A 24,810-nucleotide genomic window follows, 5' to 3' on the forward strand; every position below is an offset into this window, starting at 1 on the left:
CTTTTTATTTTGCCTGTTGCTTAAACAGTGCTTGCTTTTAGTTCTAGAAGGATAATGGGCTCCGCCCAAACCCCGCGTAGGATTACATTTCTTCACTATTGGAGCAGCTATATTGAAATTGAGGTTGTGTTTGAATATAGTAACCCTCTCTTACATGCCCAACCCAATTTTGAAAAATTGATTTCCAGTCAGTTTTCTTAAAAAATGTTTCAATTGGATTTGCTGCATTAGAATTCCATTCCAATATCAAAAAAGGCCCTGCTCCCACAAACCAAATGCCACTATTTTCAACCTCTACTTCCCTTATTAAAAGCAACGGCAGCCCATATTGATAAGCCATTGCAGGTTCAATTTGTGCATATGGACTTCCTTCCCAAACTATCTGTCCATCAGGATTATTAAGATTGTTTTGAATAACCCTAACCTGTCTCTGTTTTAAATTGAGAGATACCATTCCATAACTAGATAAAATCATCCGACGAATATTAGTTAATGGTGTTTCTGGATATTGCTCTGTAACTGGTAAAGTTCTTGGAAAAAGCAGTGCCTTTCTAATCTGCCTTATTATTTCATCAACAAACTGCTGCTGCACCGTGTTAAGTCTACTTGGATGACTCAAAAACACTGGAATTTTAAACATTAAGTTTGCTGATTCTTTCATTAGTTGTGTAAATTCTGCGGCTTTTTTTACCGTAGCTTTATTTTCGTTTATTGCTTGTGGGTTTACGTTTTTTTTCACTTTATATTTAACGATATCACTATTCATTAATCTCCACCCCTCGTTACATACTATGAAGAAAAAATGAATAGTTTACAAAATCCCTTTTGCTAATACTATATTCATCAATTCAACTTTGGAATTATTACATCATTAATCCATTTTTTAATTTCACTTTTCTTCTCTTCATCATCATTTTTAGGGTCTACAAAATCAATTGCTCCAACTATATTATTATCCTTTAAAACATCTTGCAATTTCATAAAACATTTTTTTGCACCGCCACCTCCATGGGAAGCAAAAAAAGCAATGTTCTTTTGTTTTATTTCATTATCAGAAATAAAAGTATTTATCGGTGGTGCATACGTACCTGCCCAAATAGGTGTGCCAATGAATATTGTGTCGTATTGCTCTAGGTTAGGAATTTTATTTTTCAAGCTCGGCTTTTCCTTAAATATTGCACTTTTTCCACCCCAAAAGAACTTTCTAAATCCTGTTTTAGGAATTTCTTTTTGTGGCTGCAATTCAAGCAAATCACATTTTAATTCTCCTGCAATAAGATTAGCAATAAATTTTGTATGACCCTCCAATGAATAAAAAACTACTAAACTTTTCATTTGATCACCTCATATTAGAAATAACTTTTTTTAAATACATATTATCATTGTAAATAAATTAATCAATATAAATTATACTTTATGTGGTATATTTTTAGCTATATGAACCATAAAAATCAAATATCATATATTATAATGTAACCAATTAATAAGGAAGTAATCTATGATATTAATTTTATCTGCACTGCTATTTAGTTTATCTTCCAATCTAGATAACCTAGTTATAGGCATTGCTTACGGAGTAAAAAACATAAAAATAGGAACATTTGCAAATCTTTTAATAGCTATTGTTACATCCATAGGAACATTTTTATCTATGTCAATTGGAAAATATATTTCAAAACTTTTACCTCACTATGTAGCTAACTCCTTAGGTGCCATAATAATCATTATTCTAGGCATATATTTTATAATACAAAGTATCATAAAGCTTATGAATAATACTAAACAAAAAGAACTTTCTTTAAAGGATATTACTGATATGCTTGAATATGCTGAAACCTCTGATTTAGATAAATCCGGTGACATAAATATCAAGGAAGCTTCATTCGTGGCACTTGGACTAACTTTTAATAATCTTGGTACAGGAATAGCTGCAAGTATAACTGGAGTAAATATCACCTTTACAGTTGCTTTTACCTTTATATTCAGTATTATTACAATTATAATTGGAGAAGTCTTCGGTACTCATGTACTTGGAAAAGTTTTGGGTAAATATGCACCTCTAATTTCAGGCATACTTCTTATAATACTTGGTATTGTCGAATTTATTAATTAGCAATTCTTTATTTTTTAAGAGTCGATACAAGGCTATGAGCATTGTATTAGCTCTTGACATATGTAAAAAAATTTAAGTATACTGTATATAGACCAGTCATTATAATTGCTTTATGAAAGGACTTATATTTTATGAATAGTAAAACTAATTCAAAAGAAAAGATACTTTTAACAGCATCAAAGCTTTTTCAAGTCAAAGGTTACAATGCTACAGGCTTGAACGAAATTCTAAAAGAAAGCGGCACACCTAAAGGTTCTCTATATTATTACTTCCCTAATGGAAAAGAAGAATTAGCGTTAGAAGCTATTAAACTTGCAAATGAAGCCATCACAAATAGATTAAAATTTACATTAGATAAATATAAAAATCCTATTGATTCTATTCAACATCTTATAAAAAATATAATAAATGATTTAAAAAAGGATATGAAGCTTCAGGATTTATCTATAAGCCTAATAGCATTAGAAACTTATTTATCGAGTGAACCCCTAAGAAAAGCCTGCAGTGAAGCTTTTATGGTTTTAGGGACTATGTATGCTAAAAAACTAATTGAAAGTGGTTTTTCTAAGGAAATTGCAGAGGAATTAGGTAACTTTATTCAAATTACAATTGAAGGTGCCATCACAGTAGCAGTTACTGAACAAGATTCTACAGCCCTTTTAACAGTTAGCAATCAAATTGAAATTCTATTAAATAATTATTTAAAAAATAAATAGCTTATTTGTAAGCTATTTTGCAGTTATTATAACAACTGGTCTATATAATTAAAAAAGGAGAATTTATTTATGAGTGAAGAAAAAATCGAAGTTGAAGAAAGAGAAGCCGCGCACTATAATGCAAAAGCTATTATGTTTGTACTTCTCTTAGGAAGTTTCATATCTTTATTTAATGAAACTATATTAAATGTAGCGTTTCCAAAGCTTATGGTAGAAATGCATGTTTCAGCTACCACAGTTCAGTGGCTTACGACCGGATATGTATTGGTAGTTGGAATTCTTGTACCAGTTACAGCTTTTCTTATGCATACCTTTACTACAAAACAACTATATGTAGGCGCAATGTTATTATTTTTACTTGGAACAATATGTGCTGTACTCTCTAATTCGTTTATAACCTTATTAATTTCAAGATTAATTCAAGCATTGGGTACCGGAATGTTAATACCTATAATGATGAATTCAGCGTTAGTTATAACTCCACCTGAAAGACACGGTTCAATAATGGGCTTATGTGTTTCTGTCCTTACTTTAGGTCCTGCACTTGGTCCAACTGTTTCTGGATTACTACTGCAATCTTTTTCTTGGCATTCACTATTTATTTTGTTGATTCCTATTTTAGTTATTTGCATAATTGGCGGTCTTATGTTTTTGCAAAATACTTCTTCAATAACAAAGCCTAAAATTGATTACTTATCTATAGCATTATCCTCAATAGGTTTTGCAGGGATTATATATGCAGTAAGTTCTGCAGGAACCACAAATATCAGATTTACTGTAATTATTTTTGCAGTTGGACTAATAGCATTAATCTGCTATGAAAAACGCCAATTATCCTTAAAGCAGCCAATACTAGAAATAAGAACTTTCAAACATCCAGTATTCTCAATAAGTATAATTCTAATTATGATAATACAGATGTTCCAATTTTCAATAAACATAATAATACCTTTACTCATGCAAACCGGGCTAAAAACATCGTCTTTCACATCGGCTCTTGTTTTATTACCTGCAATTCTTATTGGTGCTGTGCTAACTCCACTTACTGGCAATATTTATGATAAAGTAGGTGGTAAAATATTAATTCCAGCTGGTTTTACAATTATATTTGCCTTTACCTTCCTATTATCACGAGCCACACCATCAACTTCGATATTGCAAATTACTATTATGTACTGCTTTATAATGGTAGGACAATCTATGACTATGTCACCTACCCAAACAACTGCACTTAGTCAGTTACCACCTAAAAGTAACCCAGATGGTGTTGCAATTGTTAATACTGCTATGCAAATAGCTGGTGCTTTAGGTTCAGCATTATTTGTTGGTATTATGACAGCTTTTCAAAATAGTTATTTAAATACTTCACATAATGAAGTAATGGCTATTTTTAATGGTTTTGAGCATTCTATTGCGATTGCTACTCTACTTATGGCAGTTGGTCTTGTATTATCATTAATGCTAATTTCAAGAAACAAAGCCCAAAAAACTAATAAATAAAATTCATAGTTTAGTCTGATTTACTTAAAAGTTTATCCAAGTATACCGACTTCATTTGTTTACTTGCCATAGCCTTTTTTACAGGTGGAAGCTTCAGTATTGCGGATAAAACTGCCGCCATAGCTCTGTGGCTAGAAAGCGCTTTATTATCAAAAATAAGCTCTTGAAGCTTCCCCTTTTCAATAGCCTGAAGTACAATTCTATGAGTTGTATTAGCTGGAGTTATTATCTGCTTTTCTCTATTTTTAAGATATATAGCCTTCTTAGGGCAATTTCTAACGCAAACACCACAGCCAAGACATATATCCTCATCATTTTTAGCCTTATGCGTTACAGCATCAACCTTCATAGCATCAATAGGACATGCTTTTGCACATTTACCGCATCCAACACAGTTTTCTTCAATAATCTTTGGAATAAATGCAGTAGTTTGAATAGGCATTAAGTAGCCAAATTTTTTAATTGCCTGCATCCCCTCACAGCAGCAGCCACAGCAGTTGCAAAGAAAAACTCCACCACTCCTGACATTCTCTCCACATTGAACTAAATTATAATCATATGCCATGTTTAATATATCCAAAGCCTCTGATGCCTCTATTGCCCTACCATACCCATGTTTACTTAAGGTATAAGCACTATTTCCAAAGGTCAGGCAAGTTTCCATAGGTGCGTAACAATCCTTACCTAGATGGTGCATCTTATGCCTACAAAAGCACATACTTACCGTAATAAACCTAGCTTCCTTTATTACATTGCTGGCTCTATCATAATCCATTATCTCTAGTTCATTTTGCCTTGAAAGAACCCCTTCCTGTACAAAAGCTTTTCCAAACCTAGTTTCCGTTCCTAAAAACAAATCCTTAATAAAATCTTCTTCCACATTTAAATACTGAAAATAAAGCTCTGATAAAGCCTTTTGGTCAATGTCATTCCTAGTTCTCATAAGAGAAAACTCAAAAAATCCTATCATTGGAGGTGGAAGACAGTACTCCTTTTTTTCATCATAATCAATATCCATAAGAATAGCCTTTGAAGCAAGCTTTTGAAGTATATTTTCAGCTTGAACCTCAGTCATTTTCCAAATGTCACTTGCAGTTTTCACAGTAAATGGCTTAATCGGCAGCATAGCTACAAGTCCTGCCTCTTTTTCATTAAAAAGCATACTGAGTATTTTATACAGTGTTTTGGAGGGAGGTGCCCCTTGAGGAAATCTATTAATTCTTTCTTCTAATCTTTTATAGGCCTCTTTGTTTGAAATGTGCATAACTTTACAACCTTTCCTGACACTTTTTATTTATTATACCATTTAAACAAAACTACAACTATTTTATTCCAAAAACAATTGCAGCACTTCCCTTCTTCCATTTCAATTCTATTTTTTTAAACTCTGAATAACGAAAATCTTCAAATTCTTGATTTTTAGCTATATAATCAGCTTCAATATACATTCCACCCTCGGTTAAGCTGTCATAAATTTTACCATACAGCTTAATATAGCCACTCTACTACTTAATTCATAAATAAAAAAGCTCCATCTAACAAAAATTAGATAGAACCTTCAGTATTCTCATATTTTCTTTTTTTAGAAATAATTTTTTGTATAGTTTTTGGTGATAAATAATAATTTTTCGAAAGACTTTGTACTGATATTCCTTCTAAATAATCTTTATATATTCTATCATTTCTAACCTTAAGTTCTTCTTTACTTTTGGTTAATTCACCCCAGGCCATTTTATTTTCTTCCTTCCTAGGTATATAAATATATTCACCATCTACATATTTTTGAATTATTTCTAATACTTCGTTAGGCAAAATGTCCCTAGCGTTTGCATAGCTCATCTCAATGCTCCTCCTAAATATAATTTTTATTTTAGGATTGAGCAAAGGCTATCTCTTAACTTTAATTTTTATTCATTATGCAATAGCCTCTGCTATGCATAAATAACATGCCCTCCCATAAAAGCACTCCTCCTTCATCTGCACTAAATAAGCTTTGATCTATATATATGATTATAATGCATATTACTAACAAATGTCTAATACCTTTAACCTATATAACATTTCTCCATATATTACTAAGTTTTTTCCCATTTTCCTCGTAATATATATATGCCGACTGCCAATAAGTTCCTATATATTCACGCTGACGAGTATTTACTTCCACAAGTAATTTGTTAACTTTATCTGTTTTAGTCATTCTTATTATATTATATCTTTCTGGAACGCCAGGAATTAAACCACTCTGTCCAACACTTAAAGCTCCTGCCCCAATCATAATCATGTTAGGATTTACATTTTGAGGATTTAAGTAATCCAAGCTTATAATTCTGTGGACATGTCCGTGCATATAAATCTTGAAGTTCTCATTTTGCATGGCATTTGCAAAAGGGATATCATCTCCATAGCTGCCTGCAAGATTCACAGGATGATGTCCTACTGCTATCTTTATTATATCCTCTTTGGGAAGCTGCCTTGAAGCCTTTATTAAACCTTGCGTATCAAAATAGGTTACCTCACGATTAAACTGATCAATTTGTGACGCAGTGTTTAACATAAAAAATGCTATTTTTTTGTTATCGATAAAATCTCCCATTATAACTTTAAGCTGATCCTTAGGATTCTCAGGAAAAGGAACTCCATACAACCTTTCATATAAATACTTGCTGTAATTTGCAAACTTTTTGTACCACTGTGCATCATCTCTTTTCAAATAATACAAGTCATTTCCAATGTTTGTAACCACCTTGTCATTTGGTCCAGGAGTCCCCATAGTTAAATGATAGCTTGCCATAGTAATGTCCCAGCTTAAATCGTGATTCCCGGGTACTATAATTATCTTTCCATATGGTATACCCAGCCTTTTACTGAGCATATCTATAAAATGAAATGCCTTTTCAAAAGACGCTTCTGAATTACCTCGTTCAACAAAGTCTCCGCTGATAACCATATAATCAATATTCTTTAGACTTAAAGTATTTTTAGGATCATCAAAGTAAACTTTCTTTAAATCTTTAGTTAAAAGATATACCTCATTTTTTTCATCAATCTCTGTTGTATAATGCAAATCACTTAGATCTAGTATTATTCCTTCATTTTTAGGTGTATTAACACTCTGTTCTCGCATCTGAGCTTTTGTTTTTGTTCTTAATTCATTAACCATATTCTCATCCCCAGTTTTCTTTTATCTGCTCCTTTTCATATTATGTAGAAATGTTTACTATGTTGCTTCAATTATATATAGGTAGACAACTTGAAACTTTAAAATTGCAATCTCCAAATTTATCCTAACCAACTGGAATTTGTCGAACACTATAGTGAAGGGTTTTAACTCACTTCGTTTGTTAAAAGACTAAGGTTTTCGCTATGCGAAAGGTGAAGAGTTTTACGGTGCTGCGCACGTAAAAGGTGAATTTTTTTATCTTCAATAAAAAGCTAAGGTTGATTTTCCTCCGTTTCCCTACGGAAAATCTTTAACGTATTTAAATTATTTATTTTTCGTAGAGAAACGGAGAAAAATATTCCTTAACCTTTTGCCGTGGCAAAAACCTTCACCTTTGACAAGCAAAGCTATGTCAAACCCTTCACTTTTCACATAAGTGAAAAAGTTAGTTTTTTAATGAGCAGGGCGAATTAAAACCCTTCACTCAGCTCGACAAATTCCAGTTTGTCAGGATAAATTTGGTATTGGTAATTTAAATATTTCAGCTTGTTTATCTATAGTATTCGAATTAATGTTTCCGAATGCACATTTAAAACTAACACTTGGTCATACTATATATATAATTTGTAGACTTTAAATAAAAAACTAAGTTAAAAATTTCATGCGACTTAAATATATGGAGGTGTTAGTAATAATGAAGGCATTAGTTTATGAAGGAATTAGAAATGTTAAAGTCGAAAATACTCCAGATCCTAAAATTGAAAAAAATGATGATGCAATTATAAGAGTAACCTCTACTGCTATATGTGGTTCAGATCTTCACCTAATTCACGGTTTCATTCCAAATTTACCAAAGGGCTTTATATTAGGTCATGAAACTATGGGTGTTGTTGAAGAAGTAGGAAATGAAGTTACTAATTTTAAAAAAGGAGATAGAGTTATTGTCCCATTTCCTGTTGCATGTGGTCACTGCTGGTACTGCGAGCATGATTTATGGAGCCAATGTGATAACTCCAATCCAAATGGAGAAGCTGGCGGTATATTTGGATATAGTAATACTTATGGAGGCTATGCAGGAGGTCAGGCACAGTTTTTAAGAGTTCCTTTTGCCAATGTAGGTCCAAGGATTGTTCCAGAGGAATTAGCTGACGAACAAGTATTATTTTTAACAGATATCTTACCAACCTCATACTGGGGCGTAGATATGGCCGGCGTTAAACCTGGAGATACTGTAATAGTATTAGGCTGCGGTCCTGTAGGACTTCTAGCACAAAAATGGGCAATATTCAAGGGAGCAAAAAGAGTAATTGCAGTAGACTGTATAGATTACAGGCTAAAACATGCCAAAAATTATAATCAAGTTGAAACAGTAAATTTTGAGGAATATGACAACACTGGAGAATATTTAAAAGAAATTACGCATGGCGGAGCTGATTCTGTAATAGACTGCGTTGGAATGGATGGGAAAATGTCTACCATAGAAAAAATAGAAAGTGTTCTAAAGCTTCAAGGTGGTTCAAAATCTGCCATTGAAATAGCTTCACAGGCTGTAAGAAAAGGTGGAACCGTGGTATTAGTAGGAGTTTACGGTGCTAAATATAACTTGTTCCCTTTAGGAGATTTCTTCTCTAGAAATATAACATTAAAAATGGGGCAATGTCCTGCTCAAGCCTATGTTGATCCAATTTTAGAGTTAATTAAAACTGGCAAGTTTGATGCTACAGATATAATAACCCACAAACTTTCCATTGATAAAGGAGAACATGCATACAAAATTTTCGATGGTAAAGATGATAACTGCATAAAGGTTATATTGAAGCCTCAAGCATAGACTTAAAATATAGATAGACAACTTGGAATACTAAAATTAGCACTACCAAATTCATCCTGACAAACTGGAATTTGTGAGGTGATATTGATTTGGGATATTAAATAAAGCTAATAAATCTAAGATGATAAAGCTTTATTTAAACCATCCCAAGTCAACATCACTTCACTTAGCCCGAAAAAGCAAGGAAGATACACATATTGGAGTTTGGGCGTAAGCCCATGTGATTCATGAACAAAATGTTATGTACTTTCTATAATCCGTTTCTCTACGAAAAATGCACTGTTAACGAGATTTTACAATAAAAATAATAATAAATCTTGGTTCAAAAATTGTAAAATGCTTAGATATTTCAATTTGTCTGAGCGATAGCGAGTATAAACATACGCGGGGTTTGGGCTTTGCCCATTATCCTTCTAGAACCCAAAGCAACCATTTTTTTAAAATAACCACTTAGATTTATAGGATTTTTTTAATGCGACGAAGCATTGTACTTCACAAGTTCCTACAAGGTTACTCTTTTGTAATTTTTACAATGCCTCGTTCCCAAAGTATTTGGGCATAAAATTCTGCATTTGCTACAATTGTAAAGCCAATCTCCTCTGCTTGATTTAACAACTACATTGCTTCTGCACATTGCTTGATCTACTGTTACTCCATCAAGCGCATGTTCAGGACAACCTTCAATGCATAGTTTACATTTATCATGACAGTAACTTTCTGTAATCATTGGATCGTACTCCACTTCCTCGTCTATAAGTAAAGCTCCAAGCTGCATTAAATTACCCAAATCTTTATTTACTAAAAGAGTATTTTTCCCTATAACTCCAATACCAGCTAGTTCTCCAGCATGCTTTAAAGATAATATTCCTTTTCCTTTCTTTTTTTCCTCATCCCAGTATTCATATGGCTCATCCGATGGTATCATAACTGCTCCAAGGCCTAACTTGTCCAAGAAACAGCAAGCATTGAAACATATTCTATCTAATTCTTTAAGAGCAGAAGTAATTACATGTGTATACACAATTCTATTACCGCTAAGCATACTTGCCGCTGGCACTCTTTTAGCAAAAACAACTACGGACTTGCACTCAGCATAAATATCTTTTGGATGAAATCCGTGTGGAGCATTTTTAAATCTTTCAACAGGTGCTATACCACAAATGTCCGCTCCTAAATCCAATAGAATTTTCTTTATCTGACTAGAATTAATCATACTTTTCCTCCCAAATATAAACTCATCCATAAAACTAAATATTTCATTCTAATATATCCCTTCTACATTCCCATGTCAATAAAGCTATTATTTTATAGAAAACTTTAACAAAAAAGAGCAGGAATTAATTAGTGTCCTACTCTTCGAAACATTCTATATACTTTTTCAATATACGTGAAAGATATGCCTACGCATTTAAATTTCTTAACATTTCATCTACTTCAGTAATTGGCATTCCACAAGTAAAATTCTTGCAAATATAAACAGTTGCTTTTCCTTCTACAGCTTTTTCATCTTTTACATATGGAGCTATTTTTATTAATTCTGAATTATCCTCATTTATTGGATTAAAAACTACCACTTTATTTGGAATAAATCTTCTATTTAGCTGGAATATGATATTTTTAGTATCCTCAGAATTTCTATCTCCAGATATTACAATTTCATAAGATGATCCTATGAGATAATCCACTCCACATAAAAATTGTGTATACCCAAGCGGCGCACCTTCTATGGTTCTTGAAAATGTCTCCTGCAGTTTATTTGCATAGCTTTCTAATTTACTGTTTCCTGAAATACGTGATAATTTTATTAAATTTAACAATGCCATAGAATTACCCGATGGTATGGCTCCATCATAAACCTCTTTTGTTCTTATTATGATATCTTCTCCATCCTTTGGAGTAAAGTAAAAACCGCCCTGCCTTTCATCCCAAAATAGCTTTATTGCCTCATCATTTAATGAAAAAGCCTTTTTAAGGTATTTTAAATCAAAGGTTGCTTCATATAATTCAAGGAGCCCAAATACTAAGAATGCATAATCATCAATGTTTCCTTTAAAATTCCACTGACCATCTATATATCTGTGCAAAAGCCTGCCGTTTTCCTTAATGCTATTTATGAAGAAATCTGCTGCTGTTCTTGCAGTTTTAATATATTCCTCATTATTGAACGTTCTTCCAACTTTAGCTAAAGCTCCAATAATAAGACCATTCCAATCAGTAAGAATTTTCTCATCTCTTAATGGTCTTACTCTTTTATCTCTAACCTCTTTGAGCTTCATTTTTATTTGTTCAAGCTTTGCTTTTAAATCTGATACGCTTAAATTAAGTTCATTACTTAAACTCTCAATATCTTTTTCAAAATGAAGTATATTTAAACCTTCCATCTTCCCTGTTGCTTCATCTCTAAAATTTCCTTCTTCCTTCATTCCATAAGCCTTTATTGCTAACTGTGCATCATCTTCATTCAATATTTTTCTTATTTCCTCAACCCTCCATACATAGAACTTACCCTCAACACCTTCACTATCAGCATCTTCAGCAGAATAAAAAGCACCTTCCTTTGATTTCATATCATTTATAATATATTGAAAAATACTATCACAAGTAAGTTTGTATTTATCATTTTGAGTTGCCTGATAGGCTTCAACATATGCAAGAACTATCATTGCCTGATCATAAAGCATCTTTTCGAAATGAGGAAGCATCCATTTTCTATCAGTAGAATATCTGTGAAATCCATAACCTATGTGATCAAATATTCCTCCCATAGCCATAGCATCAAGCGTTTTAGTAACCATATCTAATGACTTTTTATTATTGTTTCTCTTGTAATCTCTTAATAAAAAAAATAAATTATGTGGTGATGGAAACTTTGGGGCTGTTCCAAATCCGCCGTACTGTTCGTCAAATAATCCATTAAGATCCTTAACTGCTTCATTCAATATATGCTTATCTATGCTTTTTCCCTTTTCCTCTGTATAAATGTTGTGAAGTCCCTCTGTTAGCTTTTCTGCTGAACTGATAAGTGATTTCTTATTAGTTTTCCATAGATGATCCACTTTTTTAATTAAATCCATCATTCCCATTCTTCCATATTTGCTTTTTTTCGGAATATATGTAGCTGAAAAAAATGGCTTTTTTTCTGGTGTCATCATTATGGTAAGTGGCCATCCACCGCTTCCGGTCATAGCCTGACATATTGTCATATATATGTTATCTATATCTGGTCTTTCTTCCTTATCCACCTTAATTGAAATAAAGGTTTGGTTCATTAAATCTGCCACTTCATCATCTTCAAAGCTTTCACCTTCCATGACGTGGCACCAATGACAAGTAGAATAGCCTATACTTAAAAAAATTGGCTTATCTTCTGATTTTGCCTTATCAAATGCTTCTTCTGCCCACGGATACCAATCGACTGGATTATGGGCATGTTGAAGAAGATATGGAGATTTTTCATTTACTAATCTATTTGATCTTTTCGCCATAGTTACTGACATAATATCACCTTCTTGCATAATTAATTTTATCTTTAGTATGTGCAATTTGAAAATTAAAAATCTAATCATATAAAAAAATTGCAATACAAAGTTAGTTATCTGATTCTACCTTATCGTTTAAGTCATTATATATCTTTCCCATATCAAAATAAATATTGGACTCACAAGAATTGCCGTTATCAAGAAAAGGTATTTCTTTTTTAATTTACCTATGTCAATTTGAATTTAAATTTATGAACACTATTGACAAATTTTACTTAATCATATATTATTGTAAATGCAAATTATTTGCATTTACAATTTTTAGGAGTGATATAATGTTTAAAAAATTTTTAACACTACTACTATCTATAACTGTTTTTTTCTCACTTACTGCCTGCAATAATAATAATCCTCAACCCCCTTCGTCTAAAAAGCTAAGGGTTGTAGTTTCTTTTAATGCAATGAAAGAATTTGCTTATGCAATAGGAAAAGATAAAATAACTATAGTTAATATGACGCCAAATGGAACAGAGCCACATGATTTTGAACCAAAGACGAAAGATATTGAAACACTTACAAATGCAGATGTATTTATATATAATGGTTTAAGCATGGAATCTTGGACTTCAAAAACTTTAAAATCAATAAATAACAAAAATTTAATTACTGTAGAAGCTTCAAATGGTGTTAACGCAATAAAAAATACTGATGCAGGAGAAATAAAAGAACATGGTGCTTATGATCCTCATTTATGGATTAGCTTAAAAGGTGCTGAATTAGAAGCTAAAAACATAAAAGATGCCTTGATTAAAGCAGATTCAAAAAACAAATCTTTCTATGAAAAAAACTATACTACCTTTAGAAAACAGTTAGATGAACTTTATAATAACTATGATCAAAAATTTAAAACTGTAAAAAACAAGAGTTTTGTTACTGGTCATGCTGCTTTTGCATATCTTTGTAGAGATTTTAGTTTAAAACAAGATAGTGTTGAAGATGTTTTTGCTGAAGGAGAACCAAGTACTAAAAGACTAGCCGAATTAACAGATTTTTGTAAAAAAAACAAAGTTAAAACAGTATTTGTAGAAGATATGGTAAGTCCAAAAGTTTCTAAAACACTTGCTAAAGAAGTAGGTGCTAAGGTAGAAAAAATATACACTATTGAGAGCAGGGAAGATGGAAAAGATTACATTGAATCTATGAAATCAAATTTAGAGATGATTTATAATAGTTTAAAATAATCTTACCTCAAACATAAAATTGCATAGTAATAATATATTGCACATATATCATATATTATTGCTATACAATTTGTTTATAAAGGAGGTCTGAATTTTGGAGGCATTTCCCTTTATTATACTAGGAGTATTTATATCATCTATTATTCAAATATTTATATCAGAGCAAACTATAGCAAAATTGATACCCAAAAACAAATTTGTAGGTTTAATAGCGGCTGCATCAATTGGACTAATATTCCCAGTATGTGATTGCGCTATTGTCCCTATAGCTAGACGTTTATTAAAAAAAGGTGTTCCATTATACATTGCTGTAACATTTATGCTTTCAGTTCCAATAATTAATCCTGTGGTCTTATCATCAACTTATTATGCCTTCTTAAACAATCCATACATGGCAGTATTGAGAGGCATTATAGGATGGACAAGTTCCATTATAATAGGTCTTACAATAAGCAAGTTAGAATATAAGAATAGCAAAAATACTAGGTTAAAGGAAATTTTATTTAATGCAAGAACTTTTCATTATGACGACAATCTTCATAATCATATTGCTCCTTCACATAATCACGACTGCTGCCATCATGAACATCATCATACTCTTAACAGTAAAAGAAATTTTACTAATACAGTTTTTGACATACTGGACCATGTAAGTTCAGAATTGAATGAGGTAGGTAAATTTATTATTGTAGGGGCTTTCCTATCTGCTTTAATGCAAACTGTTATTCCAAGAAAATATATTCTATCTGTTGGTACACACAAAATATTATCTATTATAATTATGATTTTTCTTGCTTATCTCATGTGTGTATGTTCAGAGACTGATGCTTTTATAGCAAGAACTTTTGTAGGACAATTTACAAATGGCTCTATAATAGCTTTTCTAATATGTGGTCCTATGATAGACATAAAAAATACACTTATGCTTAATGAAGCCTTTGATTTTAAATTTATATTTAAGTTAACTTGCATTATAATGACCGTTTGTTTCCTTATAGGAATTATATTCAATTTTCTTAAGATACCTATATAAAATATATTTATGAGTGGTGATTATGTATGATAAGAAAATTCAAATGGTTTTTATTCCTAATTGGATTTGCATACTACATGTATTACTTAATCTTAAGCAAAAAATTATATTTATTTATTCATCCTAAAATGACTAATTACATAATTTTTTCAATGGTCGTTTTATTTATATTATCAATACTAGAGTTTAAAAAAATTGTGTTTAATAAAAAATATATAAATTCTGTTTCAACAATATTTTTCATCCCATTAGTACTTGCATATATAATAAATCCTCAAGGCTTAAATTCAAATATTGCATCTAATAAAGGAATAACCTCGAACATTTATTCAAACGAAACTAATGTAAAAAATGTATCTATAGATAAAAGTAATAATTTAATAAAACTCACCAATGATAACTTTTCAGACATAACAAATGAAATATCCTATAATCTAAGTAAGTATAAACGTAAAAACTATAAATAAGCCCAACAATCCATATATATACTTAAAGAAAACAGTAGTTAAATAACGATAATTCGAAAATATATAAATATATTTACAATATACTATATAATTTAATCTTTTAGTTGTAACATCCTGCTCGTAAAATTTATTTGTTATCTGCAACCTTAGAGCTTGTATTTTGAATACTCGCTATAACTTTAATTAAGTGTTTTAAAAAAGCATTAGCATATTTGCTATTTGTCGAATGCTGATTTTGGATTGCATAAATAGTGCGTGTGCATTGGGGGCGATTAATTGGAATTAGTACTGCATTTTTCGCAGTTAGTTTCCCCCATGCATATTGTGGCCAAAAGGCAATACCAAAGTTAGAGGCAATTAAATTTTTAATGCATTCTTGATTATCACTTTCAAAGATAATCTTAGGTTTAAATCCCTTCTCTTTACAATAATCATCACAGATAATTCTGAACGGTCTTGCCCCAGAGAAATTTATAAATCCTTCTTCCTTTACTTGATTTAGTGATATAGATTTTAAAGAGGCATATTTACTAATACTTGGAACAGCTAGTAATATTTTTTCCTCAAGCAGCAATATGCCGTCTTTCGGAATTTTATCAGAAGCAGCACATGAAATACATATATCAAAATCTGTTTCATCTGCATCTTGCAGCAAACGAAATTTCACTTCAGGATACAGTTTTTTAAATGAAATAATTGATTTTGTAATCAGCATCGATGCAGCTAAGATATTAAGCTGTATAGTACTTGAAGCTTCCTTATCCACTTCCTTCAGGCGCACAGGCAGCGAATCCAGTGTATCTATAATTGGCAATAACTCAGACTTTAATAGTTTTCCACAAGCATTTAAATGAATGCCTCTGTTTTTTCTCTCAAAAAGCTCCACGCCAAGCTCCTCTTCTAAATGCTTAATTGATTGCGATAAAGCCGGTTGAGCAATATGTAAAGAATGAGCGGCCTTAGTTATATGCTCATACTCAGCAGCCGCAAGAAAATATTTTAATTGAAGAATGTCCATAATAACCTCCAATTTATCATAAGTAAATTCTTATCAATTTAATAAATATTATATATTTTAATTTATTAAAGAACAACTGTATAATAAAAATGTTACTAATCAAAGATAAAAAAATATTATTTACAAAAGGTGTTTTAAAATTGAAAGACAAAAAATTTTCTACAGAAATAACAGAAAAATTAGGATTTGCAATGATACTTGCATCAGCAGGTGGTTTCATGGATATGTATTCTTATGTAGTCCATGGAAATGTATTTGCAACTGGACAAACAGGCAACTTTGTTCTTGTTGCTGTCAATTTAGCAAAACAAAATTACATAGGTATGTTCCATAGTATTGTACCAATTTTATGCTTTTGGATAGGTATTTTTATAGGCTGGCATGTATTTTATTCTTATTTTAAAGAAAAGCAATTATTGTGGAAACAAAGCATTATAGGAATTGAAGTATTTATTCTTCTTGTTACAGGATTCCTTCCTCGTTCTTATCCAGATATAGTCTCTAATGCACTTGTATCTTTTGCGGCTTCTTTGCAATTTTGTGCATTTCGTAAATTTGGCACAAGCGAAAATTATGCCAGCATATTTTGTACTGGAAATATGCGTTCTTGCGCTGAAAATTACTACAAAGGACTTGTGAAAAAAAATAGAGAATGTCTTAGAAAGGCATTACGATACAGCTGTATTCTGATTTCGTTTTTCCTTGGGGCAGTTATTAGCGCTATAGAGGCAAGAATCTTCCATCAAAGGTCAATCTGGACTGTAGCTATCATATTTGTATCAACATTAATGTTCGTATTTATGCTTAATAAGCATTCATTAAAAAATGCTATTTTAGATGAGGAAACCTTGGACGAACGTGCAGTATAGATTTTTTCTAATTTTTTCTTTTAACCCAAGTTATTATGGATAAAAAAATTCCTAATACAATAAGGAATAAAGGCATTATCCAAGGCTCCTCAAGCATGACATGGGACTTCCATGGGAAAATATACTTTTCCATTTTATACAACTCCTTATATACCAATATAGAAATACATTAATTTTTTACTTTTTTACCTAACTTATTGCGAAACACCGTAACTATAAGTAATATAATCGGCAAAACGTAAAATAGTGGAATCCATAAATAAAGTGGAACAATTTTCAAGCCTGTTTGTAAATGTTCCGCTGCACTTGAGGCCATATTTAACCCAAGGTAAAGACCAATGACTACTATTATAAAAATCGGCATGTATTTATTTTTTGCAAAAGTTAATTGTTCAATTGCTTGAGTCGCACAAAAAAAGTGAATGGATGCTTTAAAAAATGCTGTCGTTAAAAAATAAATAACGCCTATGGCATCTAAATTTTCAATAAAATCCCCTACACTTATTAATCTAATCAACCTATATAATGGGAAGTTACTATTAGAAAATGTGTTTTCTCCTAATGCCATAATAGATAATATATCGAAAAAAGCTATAAACACTCCAGCCAAAATTGTAGCGATTGTAGTAATCTTAATAATTTTTTCAGGCTTCTTTACTAATGGCCATAACATTGTAAATTCTATAGTCTGACCAAAGGTTTGTGTTATACCTAGAGGCCATACAGCCTTCCAAACATTTCCCCATCCTTTCCCTAAGACTGGTCTAATATACTGTATATTTAGCATATTGGAATTACATATCAATATTACTTCAATAATAAATATAAAGATTATCGTAGGAAAAAATATTTCTCCTAGTCTTGCAATAACTTCTATACCACTAATTAGCGCATATGTAATAACAAAAATGAATATAAACTCTATTACAAGAACAGGTGTCTTTGGCAAAATAGTACTAGGAAGTAAAATCTCCAAATCTGCCAATCCACGACTTCCATCGTATATGAATTCGAGGGCATAAACATATGCAATAGGCGTACCTATCCATATACCAAACTGTGCTAAAAACCATCCTATAAGATTTGATCGTCGATTTAATTTAAAAATAATATAGTATACAATATTAATTATCACTCCGATAAAAGTAGATATTAATACAGAAATCCAAGCATCTCTACCAGCACTTGATGCAAATCCAAATATAATAGTACTACCAATTTCATATAAAAATACAAGAGTAAACAACTGATAACTTGAAATTTTCTCCATAACCTTTTTCCTCACTAATTATTAATGGCTCCTTACTTTTTTTGTGTTAATGATTTAGTATCAAAACCTGTTGAATAATTTTTTACATGACAAGAAACTTCTACACTTAAATTTGAAAAGGTACTATCCCAGTTGCGCTTATAATTGCTTTGCCATTGCCTAGGATATTTTCCATTTACAGCAACCCCAAAACCAAATATATCCATGTTAAATTGCTTTTGACTCTTTTCTAAAGATCGTTCTATTAATTTCCTTATATCTTCTTCATACAATCTCTCTACATAATGTACTTCAGTAGGATTTGTTAAATCTAATTTAGAAGGACTTTCAGAAATATTGGTTTCTACATATACATCTACTTTAAGCTTTAACTTTCCATTATCAATTAGTGGTATTATTTTAGTATTGGATTTAATTATAGTACCTGCAACTATGCCGCCACCTTTTTCTTTTGGAAGAAAAACTGTTATTACTCCAGTCTTTATTTTATTTCGAAGCCATAACACTCCTCTTGATTCCTTATCATCTAACCAACCAACTAATTTATCATTATTAAATACAGCTGTTCCATTCATAGCAATTGTTTGTGTTCTGCTTGTTTTATTGTTTTTTTCAGAATTAACCTTTTCTATTTCTGGAGCTATGGGTTGTATCCCATCTTCAGTTAATGCATATAAAAAATCCTTTATGTTCATCTTAATGCTAACATTTAAATTTTCCAATTTTCTAATTTGCTCAACAACACTTTTTTCCAATTTAGAATTAACTCTTAATGTGTCCTGTGCTTTTCCTTTTGTAGCAATAATGTACACTCTCATAGGAGGTTCACTATGCCTTGAGAAAAAATCAAGAACTCTAGCTACCCCTTCTCTTGCAACTTGTTCTCCTATAACTATAAATTGAAGCTGTGAAAAGAAAATCTCTCTTGATAATTTTTTTTCTATATTTTTATATGCATCCATCAAGCCTACTCCTGATGCTGAAACAATAAACGTAGAACTATTCTGTTCAAAACTTCCACTATCAAAATTTTGGTTTACATTTTTCGGAATTGAAGAAACCAAAGTAAGCAAAATTTTATCATCTTCTATTTTATCTATCGCTACACCTGAAACTATCATCATATGACTTAAATCTCTTTGATCCCAACAACCAGTTGATAATAGAACTACTAATATAAAAATAATAGTAATCTTTAAAGTTTTCATAATTATTTTTCTCCATATTTATTATTTTTTTTATATGAAGATAATTTTGATCTATTTTTATTCATACGTTTAGAATTTCTTTTACTAATAAATCTAGGTCTAGTAATCATAGCCCACCATGGAGAACGAACAAATGTATCTTTAATACTTGATATATCTAATGGTGCTATAGGTGATAAATAAGGGACACCAAAAGAGCGAAGCTTTGCCATATGAATTAAGACAATAAGTAATCCCATAAACATTCCATAAAGTCCTAATGTACCAGCTAAAATAAGCATTAAAAATCGCAGTATACGTATAGATAATGCAAGATTATATTGTGGAATAGTAAAGGATGAAATACCTGTTATAGAAACTATAATAACCATTGATGCTGAAACAATATTCGCCTGTACTGCCGCCTGGCCGATAACCAAAGTTCCAACAATACCAACGATTTCACCTGCGATACCTGGAAGTCTTAGACTAGCTTCTCTCAAGCCTTCAAAAAAGATCTCCATTATTAATGCTTCAATCAAAACTGGGAAAGGTACATTTTCTCTTGATGCCCAAATAGCTAACAGTAAATTTCTTGGTATCATCCCCTGATGAAAAGTCACCAGTGCAACATAAAACGAAGGTAATAATAATGCTGACCCTAAAAATAAGTATCGAATACATCGAATTGCAGATACTAAAATACCCCGTTCATAATAATCCTCACTAGATTGCATTGCTTCAAAAAATGTATGTGGTGCAATAAGAACTATCGGAGTATTTTCAATAATTATTCCAATCTGCCCTTCAAGTAAACAGCTAGATAATTTATCTGGACGATCAGTATAACCAAATTGAGAAAAAATAGAGAACCTATTATCTTCTATTAATTCTTCAATATACCCACTTTCTAATATGGCATCAATATCAATTTTAACAATTCTTCTTTTAATTTCCTCTACTAACAAAATATCTGCAATTCCTTCTATGTAACTTATTTCTACTTTAGTTTTAGATAATCTTCCTACCTTTAGTTCTTGCATCTTTAACTTTGATGTTTTTAACCTTCTTCTAATGAGGCTAATATTAGTTCGTAAATCTTCTGTAAAGCTATCTCGAGGGCCTCGAATAACAGTCTCTATAGAAGATTCCTCAATGCTTCGCTTTTCAATTTTCTTCATGCTAATAAATAATGCTTGCTTAACCCCATTTATTAGCAAAATAGCCTCTCCACAAAGCACATGCTCACATGCCTGTTCAAAATTAACTCCACTGCTAATTTGTGCTGCCGAAATCAATTCATTTTGAATAAGATTCATAAGCTCACTTAAATAAGCTGATGGTATTTCATCCTCAATTTCATTAAAATTTAATAATGGATTTAATACATTTAAATTTATATTTTTGCTGTCAATGAATCCATCTAAGAAAAAAATTGCTGCTTCCAAAATACCACCAATTTTAAACTTCCTATATACCATATCTGGAAAGTGAAGAAATATCGCTTTAAATTGATTAAGATCTTTATCTAAAGTTCCACTAAATATTTTAGAATCAGCTTCTACTTGTTCAGTCTGAATAGTTTCATTGTGACTAGATGAATCTATCATATTAATCCTTCTCTCCTGATGTTAAAGTAAAAAAATTCTTTATAATATCTAATCGATTTTCAATATCCATACTTGTTTATAATTAATATATTCCTTAATATTATCTATTTTTCTACTATATCTAAATATTTATTCTAAGATAATAAACAAAGAACTGCTTAAAAATAAAAAATGTCACAATATATTGAGCGATCTTTTCATTAACTCTTCAATATATTGTGACTAAAATTTATTTTATACGCAGCTCCAGCAAATATACCTAACCAATAATTTTGTTATACTAAAAATCTCCTTAATAATTACTTAAAATATATTCTATGCCTCAACATTATCAAAGGCATTTATAAACATTTGTTTAATTTCACTTATAAGTGGATATCTTGGATTTGCTCCTGTACATTGATCATCAAAAGCAAGTTCAGACATATTATCAAGTGTATCATAGAATTTCTTTTCTGAAATTCCAGCTTCTTTTATTGTCATTGGAAGATTTATTTTTTCTTTCAACTTACGAATGGCTTTAATTAATAATTCTACTTTTTCATCATCCGTATTTCCACCTAATTTTAAGTAATCTGCTATTTTAGCATATCTCCACTTAGCGTTTGGATATTTATATTGTGGATATGCCGTTTGTTTTAACGGTGCATCTTCTGCATTAAATCTTATCACTTCTTCAATTAATAATGCATTAGCAGTTCCATGTGCTATATGATGCTCTGCTCCAAGCTTATGAGCCATTGAGTGGCATACCCCTAAAAATGCATTTGCAAAAGCCATACCAGCTGTTGTCGACGCATGTGCCATTTTTTCTCTTGCTTTCACATTTGTTGTTCCATCTTCATAAGCTAATGGCAAGTATTTAAATATTAATCTTATTGCCTCCAATGCAAGTCCATTTGTATATTCTGATGCAAGTACAGACGTATAAGCTTCTATAGCATGAATCAATGCATCTATTCCTGATGCTGCCGTTAACCCTTTTGGCATATTCATCATAAGTTCTGCATCAACTATAGCCATGCCTGGGGTTAGCTCATAGTCAGCCAATGGATATTTTATACCTTTTTTCTCATCAGTTATAACTGCAAATGGTGTTACTTCCGAACCGGTTCCAGCTGATGTCGGTATTGAAACCATCATAGCCTTACCTCCTAACTTAGGGAATGGGTATAACCTCTTTCTTATATCCATAAATCTCATAGCAAGATCTTCAAATCTTTCTTCTGGATGCTCATATAATACCCACATAATTTTAGCCGCATCCATTGGGGAACCTCCACCAAGAGCGATTATAGTATCTGGTTCAAAGCTTAACATTTGTTCTACGCCTTTTTTTGCTGTGCTTAATGTTGGATCTGGTTCTACCTCTGAAAATACTTTATAACTAATCCCTATTTCATCAAGAACTTTTGTAACATTATCAACATATCCTAATTCTTGAAGAACTTTATCTGTTACTATAAAAGCTTTCTTTTTATTCATATCCTTTAATTCTCTTAATGCAAATCCAAGACAGCCATATTTGAAGTAAACCTTTTGTGGTACTCTAAACCAAAGCATATTTTCTCTCCTCTCAGCAACACTTTTTATATTTAGCAAATGCTTAGGTCCAACATTTTCTGATACAGAGTTTCCACCCCAAGAACCACAGCCTAATGTAAAAGAAGGTGCTATTTTAAAATTATATAAATCTCCATTTGCACCATGAGATGCTGGCATATTTATAAATGTTCTTACAGTTTTCATTTCGCTTCCAAATCTGTCTATCTTAGCTTTTCCTTTTATTGAATCTACATATAATACTGATGTATGTCCAAGCCCTCCTAATTCAAGTAAAGCTTTTGCATATTCAACTGCTTCATCAAAATTTCTTGCTTTGTACATGGCGAGAACTGGAGATAATTTTTCATGTGCAAATGGTTCCTCTTCTCCAACAGACTCAACTTCTCCAATAAGCACCTTAGTAGTTTCTGAAACATTAATACCTGCCATTTGAGCAATTGTATGAGCTGATTGACCTACAATTTTGCCATTTATGCTTCCATTTATAAAGATAGCTTTTCTAACTTTTTCTATTTCTTCTGAATTTAAAATGTATGCTCCTCTTTCTTTAAATTCTTTTCTAACTTCGTTATATACTGACGCTAATACTATAATGGCTTGCTCTGAAGCGCATATGACACCATTATCAAAAGTTTTTGAAATAAGAATTGAATTTACAGCCATCTTTATATGAGCACTATCATCAATTATAACTGGTGTATTTCCTGGTCCAACTCCCAAAGCAGGTTTTCCTGAAGAATAAGCAGCTTTAACCATTGCTGGTCCTCCTGTAGCAAGGGTTATATCCGCTTCTTTCATTAACATTTGAGAAAGTTCAATTGAAGGTTCATCTATCCATCCTATTATTCCTTCCGGCGCACCAGCTTTAATTGCAGCATCAAGTACTATTTTTGCCGCTGCAATAGTTGAATTTTTTGCTCTAGGATGAGGAGATAATATTATTCCATTTCTAGTTTTTAAAGCTATTAAACATTTAAATATTGCTGTTGAAGTTGGATTAGTAGTTGGAATAACAGCTGCAATGACACCTATCGGCTCTGCAACCTTAGTCATACCAAAGGCTTCATCTCTTTCTATAACTCCACATGTTTTTTCATCTTTATACTTATTGTATATATATTCTGAAGCAAAATGATTTTTTATAACTTTATCTTCTACTATTCCCATTCCACTTTCTTCTACTGCCATTTTTGCCAAACTAATTCTATGATTTGCTACAGTCATAGCTGCCTCTCTAAATATTTCATCAACTTGTTCTTGTGTATAAGTGGAAAATTCTCTTTGGGCTTTTTTTACTTCCTTTAATTTTAAATTCAATTCATCAATATTACTAACTTTCATAAATTACACTCTCCTTTTTATATTGATAATTATTTAACATTTGTATAAAAATTATCCACAACTGTGGGGTAAAATTGTGAATTTTGCACTAAAGTATTGCTTGTATAATCCTGATATTCGCATTTTGAAGCTTTAAGAGGGTATATCTATCTATATACTACATACAAATACCTCGAGCTTATTGTTATTCTTTTAACAAATCATTTTAAAAAAATATGCTATAAAAACTAATATATATAGTGGAACTACATGAAAGTCTTAAAATATACTTAATGAAATTAAATACACCAAAAATATTTTAATCAATTTAAAGTTTAAATGTAGTTTCACTATATAGATAAACAAGTTGAAAAGTAAAAATTAGTAATAGTAATTTTTACCATAAGCAATAGATTTGATTTGAGCTATG

General features: G+C 31.3%; 22 protein-coding genes. 8 read left to right on the forward strand and 14 right to left on the reverse strand.

Annotation, left to right across the window (positions count from 1 at the left end; genetic code table 11):
- Window positions 1–82: 82 nt before the first annotated feature.
- Together LQK79_RS13430 and LQK79_RS13435 are read right to left on the reverse strand one after the other, a co-directional pair.
- Window positions 83–766 (reverse strand): hypothetical protein, encoded by a 684-nt coding sequence (locus tag LQK79_RS13430; RefSeq protein ID WP_053243420.1) that lies wholly within the window; start codon window positions 764–766, stop codon window positions 83–85.
- Between the two features lie 77 nt (window positions 767–843).
- A complete protein-coding gene (locus LQK79_RS13435; protein ID WP_053243421.1) occupies window positions 844–1,335 on the reverse strand; it encodes a flavodoxin family protein in 492 nt (163 codons plus the stop codon).
- Window positions 1,336–1,498: 163 nt separating this feature from the next.
- Between LQK79_RS13435 and ytaF the strand changes: the two genes are divergently transcribed.
- From ytaF to LQK79_RS13450, 3 genes are all read left to right on the forward strand, one after another.
- Window positions 1,499–2,113: a sporulation membrane protein YtaF gene (gene ytaF, locus LQK79_RS13440; protein WP_053243422.1), complete on the forward strand. Its 615-nt coding sequence runs from the start codon at window positions 1,499–1,501 to the stop codon at window positions 2,111–2,113.
- Window positions 2,114–2,244: 131 nt separating this feature from the next.
- Complete coding sequence (locus LQK79_RS13445; protein ID WP_053243423.1) at window positions 2,245–2,829, forward strand: TetR/AcrR family transcriptional regulator; 585 nt, start codon at window positions 2,245–2,247, stop codon at window positions 2,827–2,829.
- 69 nt (window positions 2,830–2,898) lie between these two features.
- A complete protein-coding gene (locus tag LQK79_RS13450) occupies window positions 2,899–4,329 on the forward strand; it encodes an MDR family MFS transporter (protein ID WP_231016864.1) in 1,431 nt (476 codons plus the stop codon).
- Between the two features lie 10 nt (window positions 4,330–4,339).
- Here the strand turns inward: LQK79_RS13450 and LQK79_RS13455 are convergent, their stop codons facing one another.
- From LQK79_RS13455 to LQK79_RS13465, 4 genes are all read right to left on the reverse strand, one after another.
- Complete coding sequence (locus LQK79_RS13455; RefSeq protein ID WP_231016865.1) at window positions 4,340–5,593, reverse strand: 4Fe-4S dicluster domain-containing protein; 1,254 nt, start codon at window positions 5,591–5,593, stop codon at window positions 4,340–4,342.
- 58 nt (window positions 5,594–5,651) lie between these two features.
- Complete coding sequence (locus tag LQK79_RS20905) at window positions 5,652–5,777, reverse strand: hypothetical protein (RefSeq protein WP_269144152.1); 126 nt, start codon at window positions 5,775–5,777, stop codon at window positions 5,652–5,654.
- 97 nt (window positions 5,778–5,874) lie between these two features.
- Window positions 5,875–6,168, reverse strand: coding sequence for a CD3324 family protein (locus tag LQK79_RS13460; protein ID WP_053243424.1), 294 nt, complete (start codon window positions 6,166–6,168; stop codon window positions 5,875–5,877).
- Between the two features lie 211 nt (window positions 6,169–6,379).
- Window positions 6,380–7,489, reverse strand: a complete 1,110-nt coding sequence (locus LQK79_RS13465) for a metallophosphoesterase family protein (protein WP_231016866.1) — start codon at window positions 7,487–7,489, stop codon at window positions 6,380–6,382.
- Window positions 7,490–8,183: 694 nt separating this feature from the next.
- Here LQK79_RS13465 and LQK79_RS13470 point away from each other — a divergent pair.
- Window positions 8,184–9,320, forward strand: coding sequence for a zinc-dependent alcohol dehydrogenase (locus LQK79_RS13470; protein ID WP_231016867.1), 1,137 nt, complete (start codon window positions 8,184–8,186; stop codon window positions 9,318–9,320).
- Between the two features lie 502 nt (window positions 9,321–9,822).
- On the opposite strand, the gene LQK79_RS13475 is transcribed toward LQK79_RS13470, so the two are convergent.
- Both LQK79_RS13475 and LQK79_RS13480 read right to left on the reverse strand, forming a co-directional pair.
- Entirely contained in the window at window positions 9,823–10,533 is a 711-nt protein-coding gene (locus tag LQK79_RS13475) for an epoxyqueuosine reductase (RefSeq protein WP_231016868.1), read from the reverse strand.
- 187 nt (window positions 10,534–10,720) lie between these two features.
- Entirely contained in the window at window positions 10,721–12,817 is a 2,097-nt protein-coding gene (locus LQK79_RS13480) for a thioredoxin domain-containing protein (protein ID WP_231016869.1), read from the reverse strand.
- A gap of 317 nt (window positions 12,818–13,134) precedes the next feature.
- Between LQK79_RS13480 and LQK79_RS13485 the strand changes: the two genes are divergently transcribed.
- From LQK79_RS13485 to LQK79_RS13495, 3 genes are all read left to right on the forward strand, one after another.
- Complete coding sequence (locus LQK79_RS13485) at window positions 13,135–14,040, forward strand: metal ABC transporter substrate-binding protein (protein ID WP_231016870.1); 906 nt, start codon at window positions 13,135–13,137, stop codon at window positions 14,038–14,040.
- A gap of 94 nt (window positions 14,041–14,134) precedes the next feature.
- Window positions 14,135–15,073, forward strand: coding sequence for a permease (locus LQK79_RS13490; protein WP_231016871.1), 939 nt, complete (start codon window positions 14,135–14,137; stop codon window positions 15,071–15,073).
- Between the two features lie 26 nt (window positions 15,074–15,099).
- Window positions 15,100–15,540 (forward strand): DUF1980 domain-containing protein, encoded by a 441-nt coding sequence (locus tag LQK79_RS13495; protein ID WP_231016872.1) that lies wholly within the window; start codon window positions 15,100–15,102, stop codon window positions 15,538–15,540.
- A gap of 127 nt (window positions 15,541–15,667) precedes the next feature.
- Here LQK79_RS13495 and LQK79_RS13500 read toward each other — a convergent pair whose 3' ends face one another.
- The gene (locus LQK79_RS13500; protein ID WP_231016873.1) at window positions 15,668–16,558 is read right to left on the reverse strand and encodes a LysR family transcriptional regulator; all 891 of its coding nucleotides are present in this window, start codon (window positions 16,556–16,558) and stop codon (window positions 15,668–15,670) included.
- Window positions 16,559–16,698: 140 nt separating this feature from the next.
- On the opposite strand from LQK79_RS13500, the gene LQK79_RS13505 reads away from it, so the two are divergent.
- On the forward strand, window positions 16,699–17,427 hold the full coding sequence (locus tag LQK79_RS13505; protein WP_231016874.1) for a YoaK family protein: 729 nt from the start codon (window positions 16,699–16,701) through the stop codon (window positions 17,425–17,427).
- 7 nt (window positions 17,428–17,434) lie between these two features.
- Here the strand turns inward: LQK79_RS13505 and LQK79_RS20910 are convergent, their stop codons facing one another.
- From LQK79_RS20910 to adhE, 5 genes are all read right to left on the reverse strand, one after another.
- Window positions 17,435–17,560: a hypothetical protein gene (locus LQK79_RS20910; protein WP_269144153.1), complete on the reverse strand. Its 126-nt coding sequence runs from the start codon at window positions 17,558–17,560 to the stop codon at window positions 17,435–17,437.
- A gap of 36 nt (window positions 17,561–17,596) precedes the next feature.
- Entirely contained in the window at window positions 17,597–18,697 is a 1,101-nt protein-coding gene (locus LQK79_RS13510; protein ID WP_231016875.1) for a GerAB/ArcD/ProY family transporter, read from the reverse strand.
- A gap of 32 nt (window positions 18,698–18,729) precedes the next feature.
- A complete protein-coding gene (locus LQK79_RS13515; RefSeq protein ID WP_231016876.1) occupies window positions 18,730–19,905 on the reverse strand; it encodes a Ger(x)C family spore germination protein in 1,176 nt (391 codons plus the stop codon).
- 2 nt (window positions 19,906–19,907) lie between these two features.
- Window positions 19,908–21,494 (reverse strand): spore germination protein, encoded by a 1,587-nt coding sequence (locus LQK79_RS13520; protein WP_231016877.1) that lies wholly within the window; start codon window positions 21,492–21,494, stop codon window positions 19,908–19,910.
- A 315-nt stretch (window positions 21,495–21,809) separates the two neighbouring features.
- A complete protein-coding gene (gene adhE, locus LQK79_RS13525; protein WP_231016878.1) occupies window positions 21,810–24,401 on the reverse strand; it encodes a bifunctional acetaldehyde-CoA/alcohol dehydrogenase in 2,592 nt (863 codons plus the stop codon).
- Between the last annotated feature and the right edge of the window lie 409 nt (window positions 24,402–24,810).

The sequence above is a fragment of the Clostridium guangxiense genome (assembly GCF_021043395.1).
Classification (GTDB): Bacteria; Bacillota; Clostridia; order Clostridiales; family Clostridiaceae; genus Clostridium_S; species Clostridium_S guangxiense.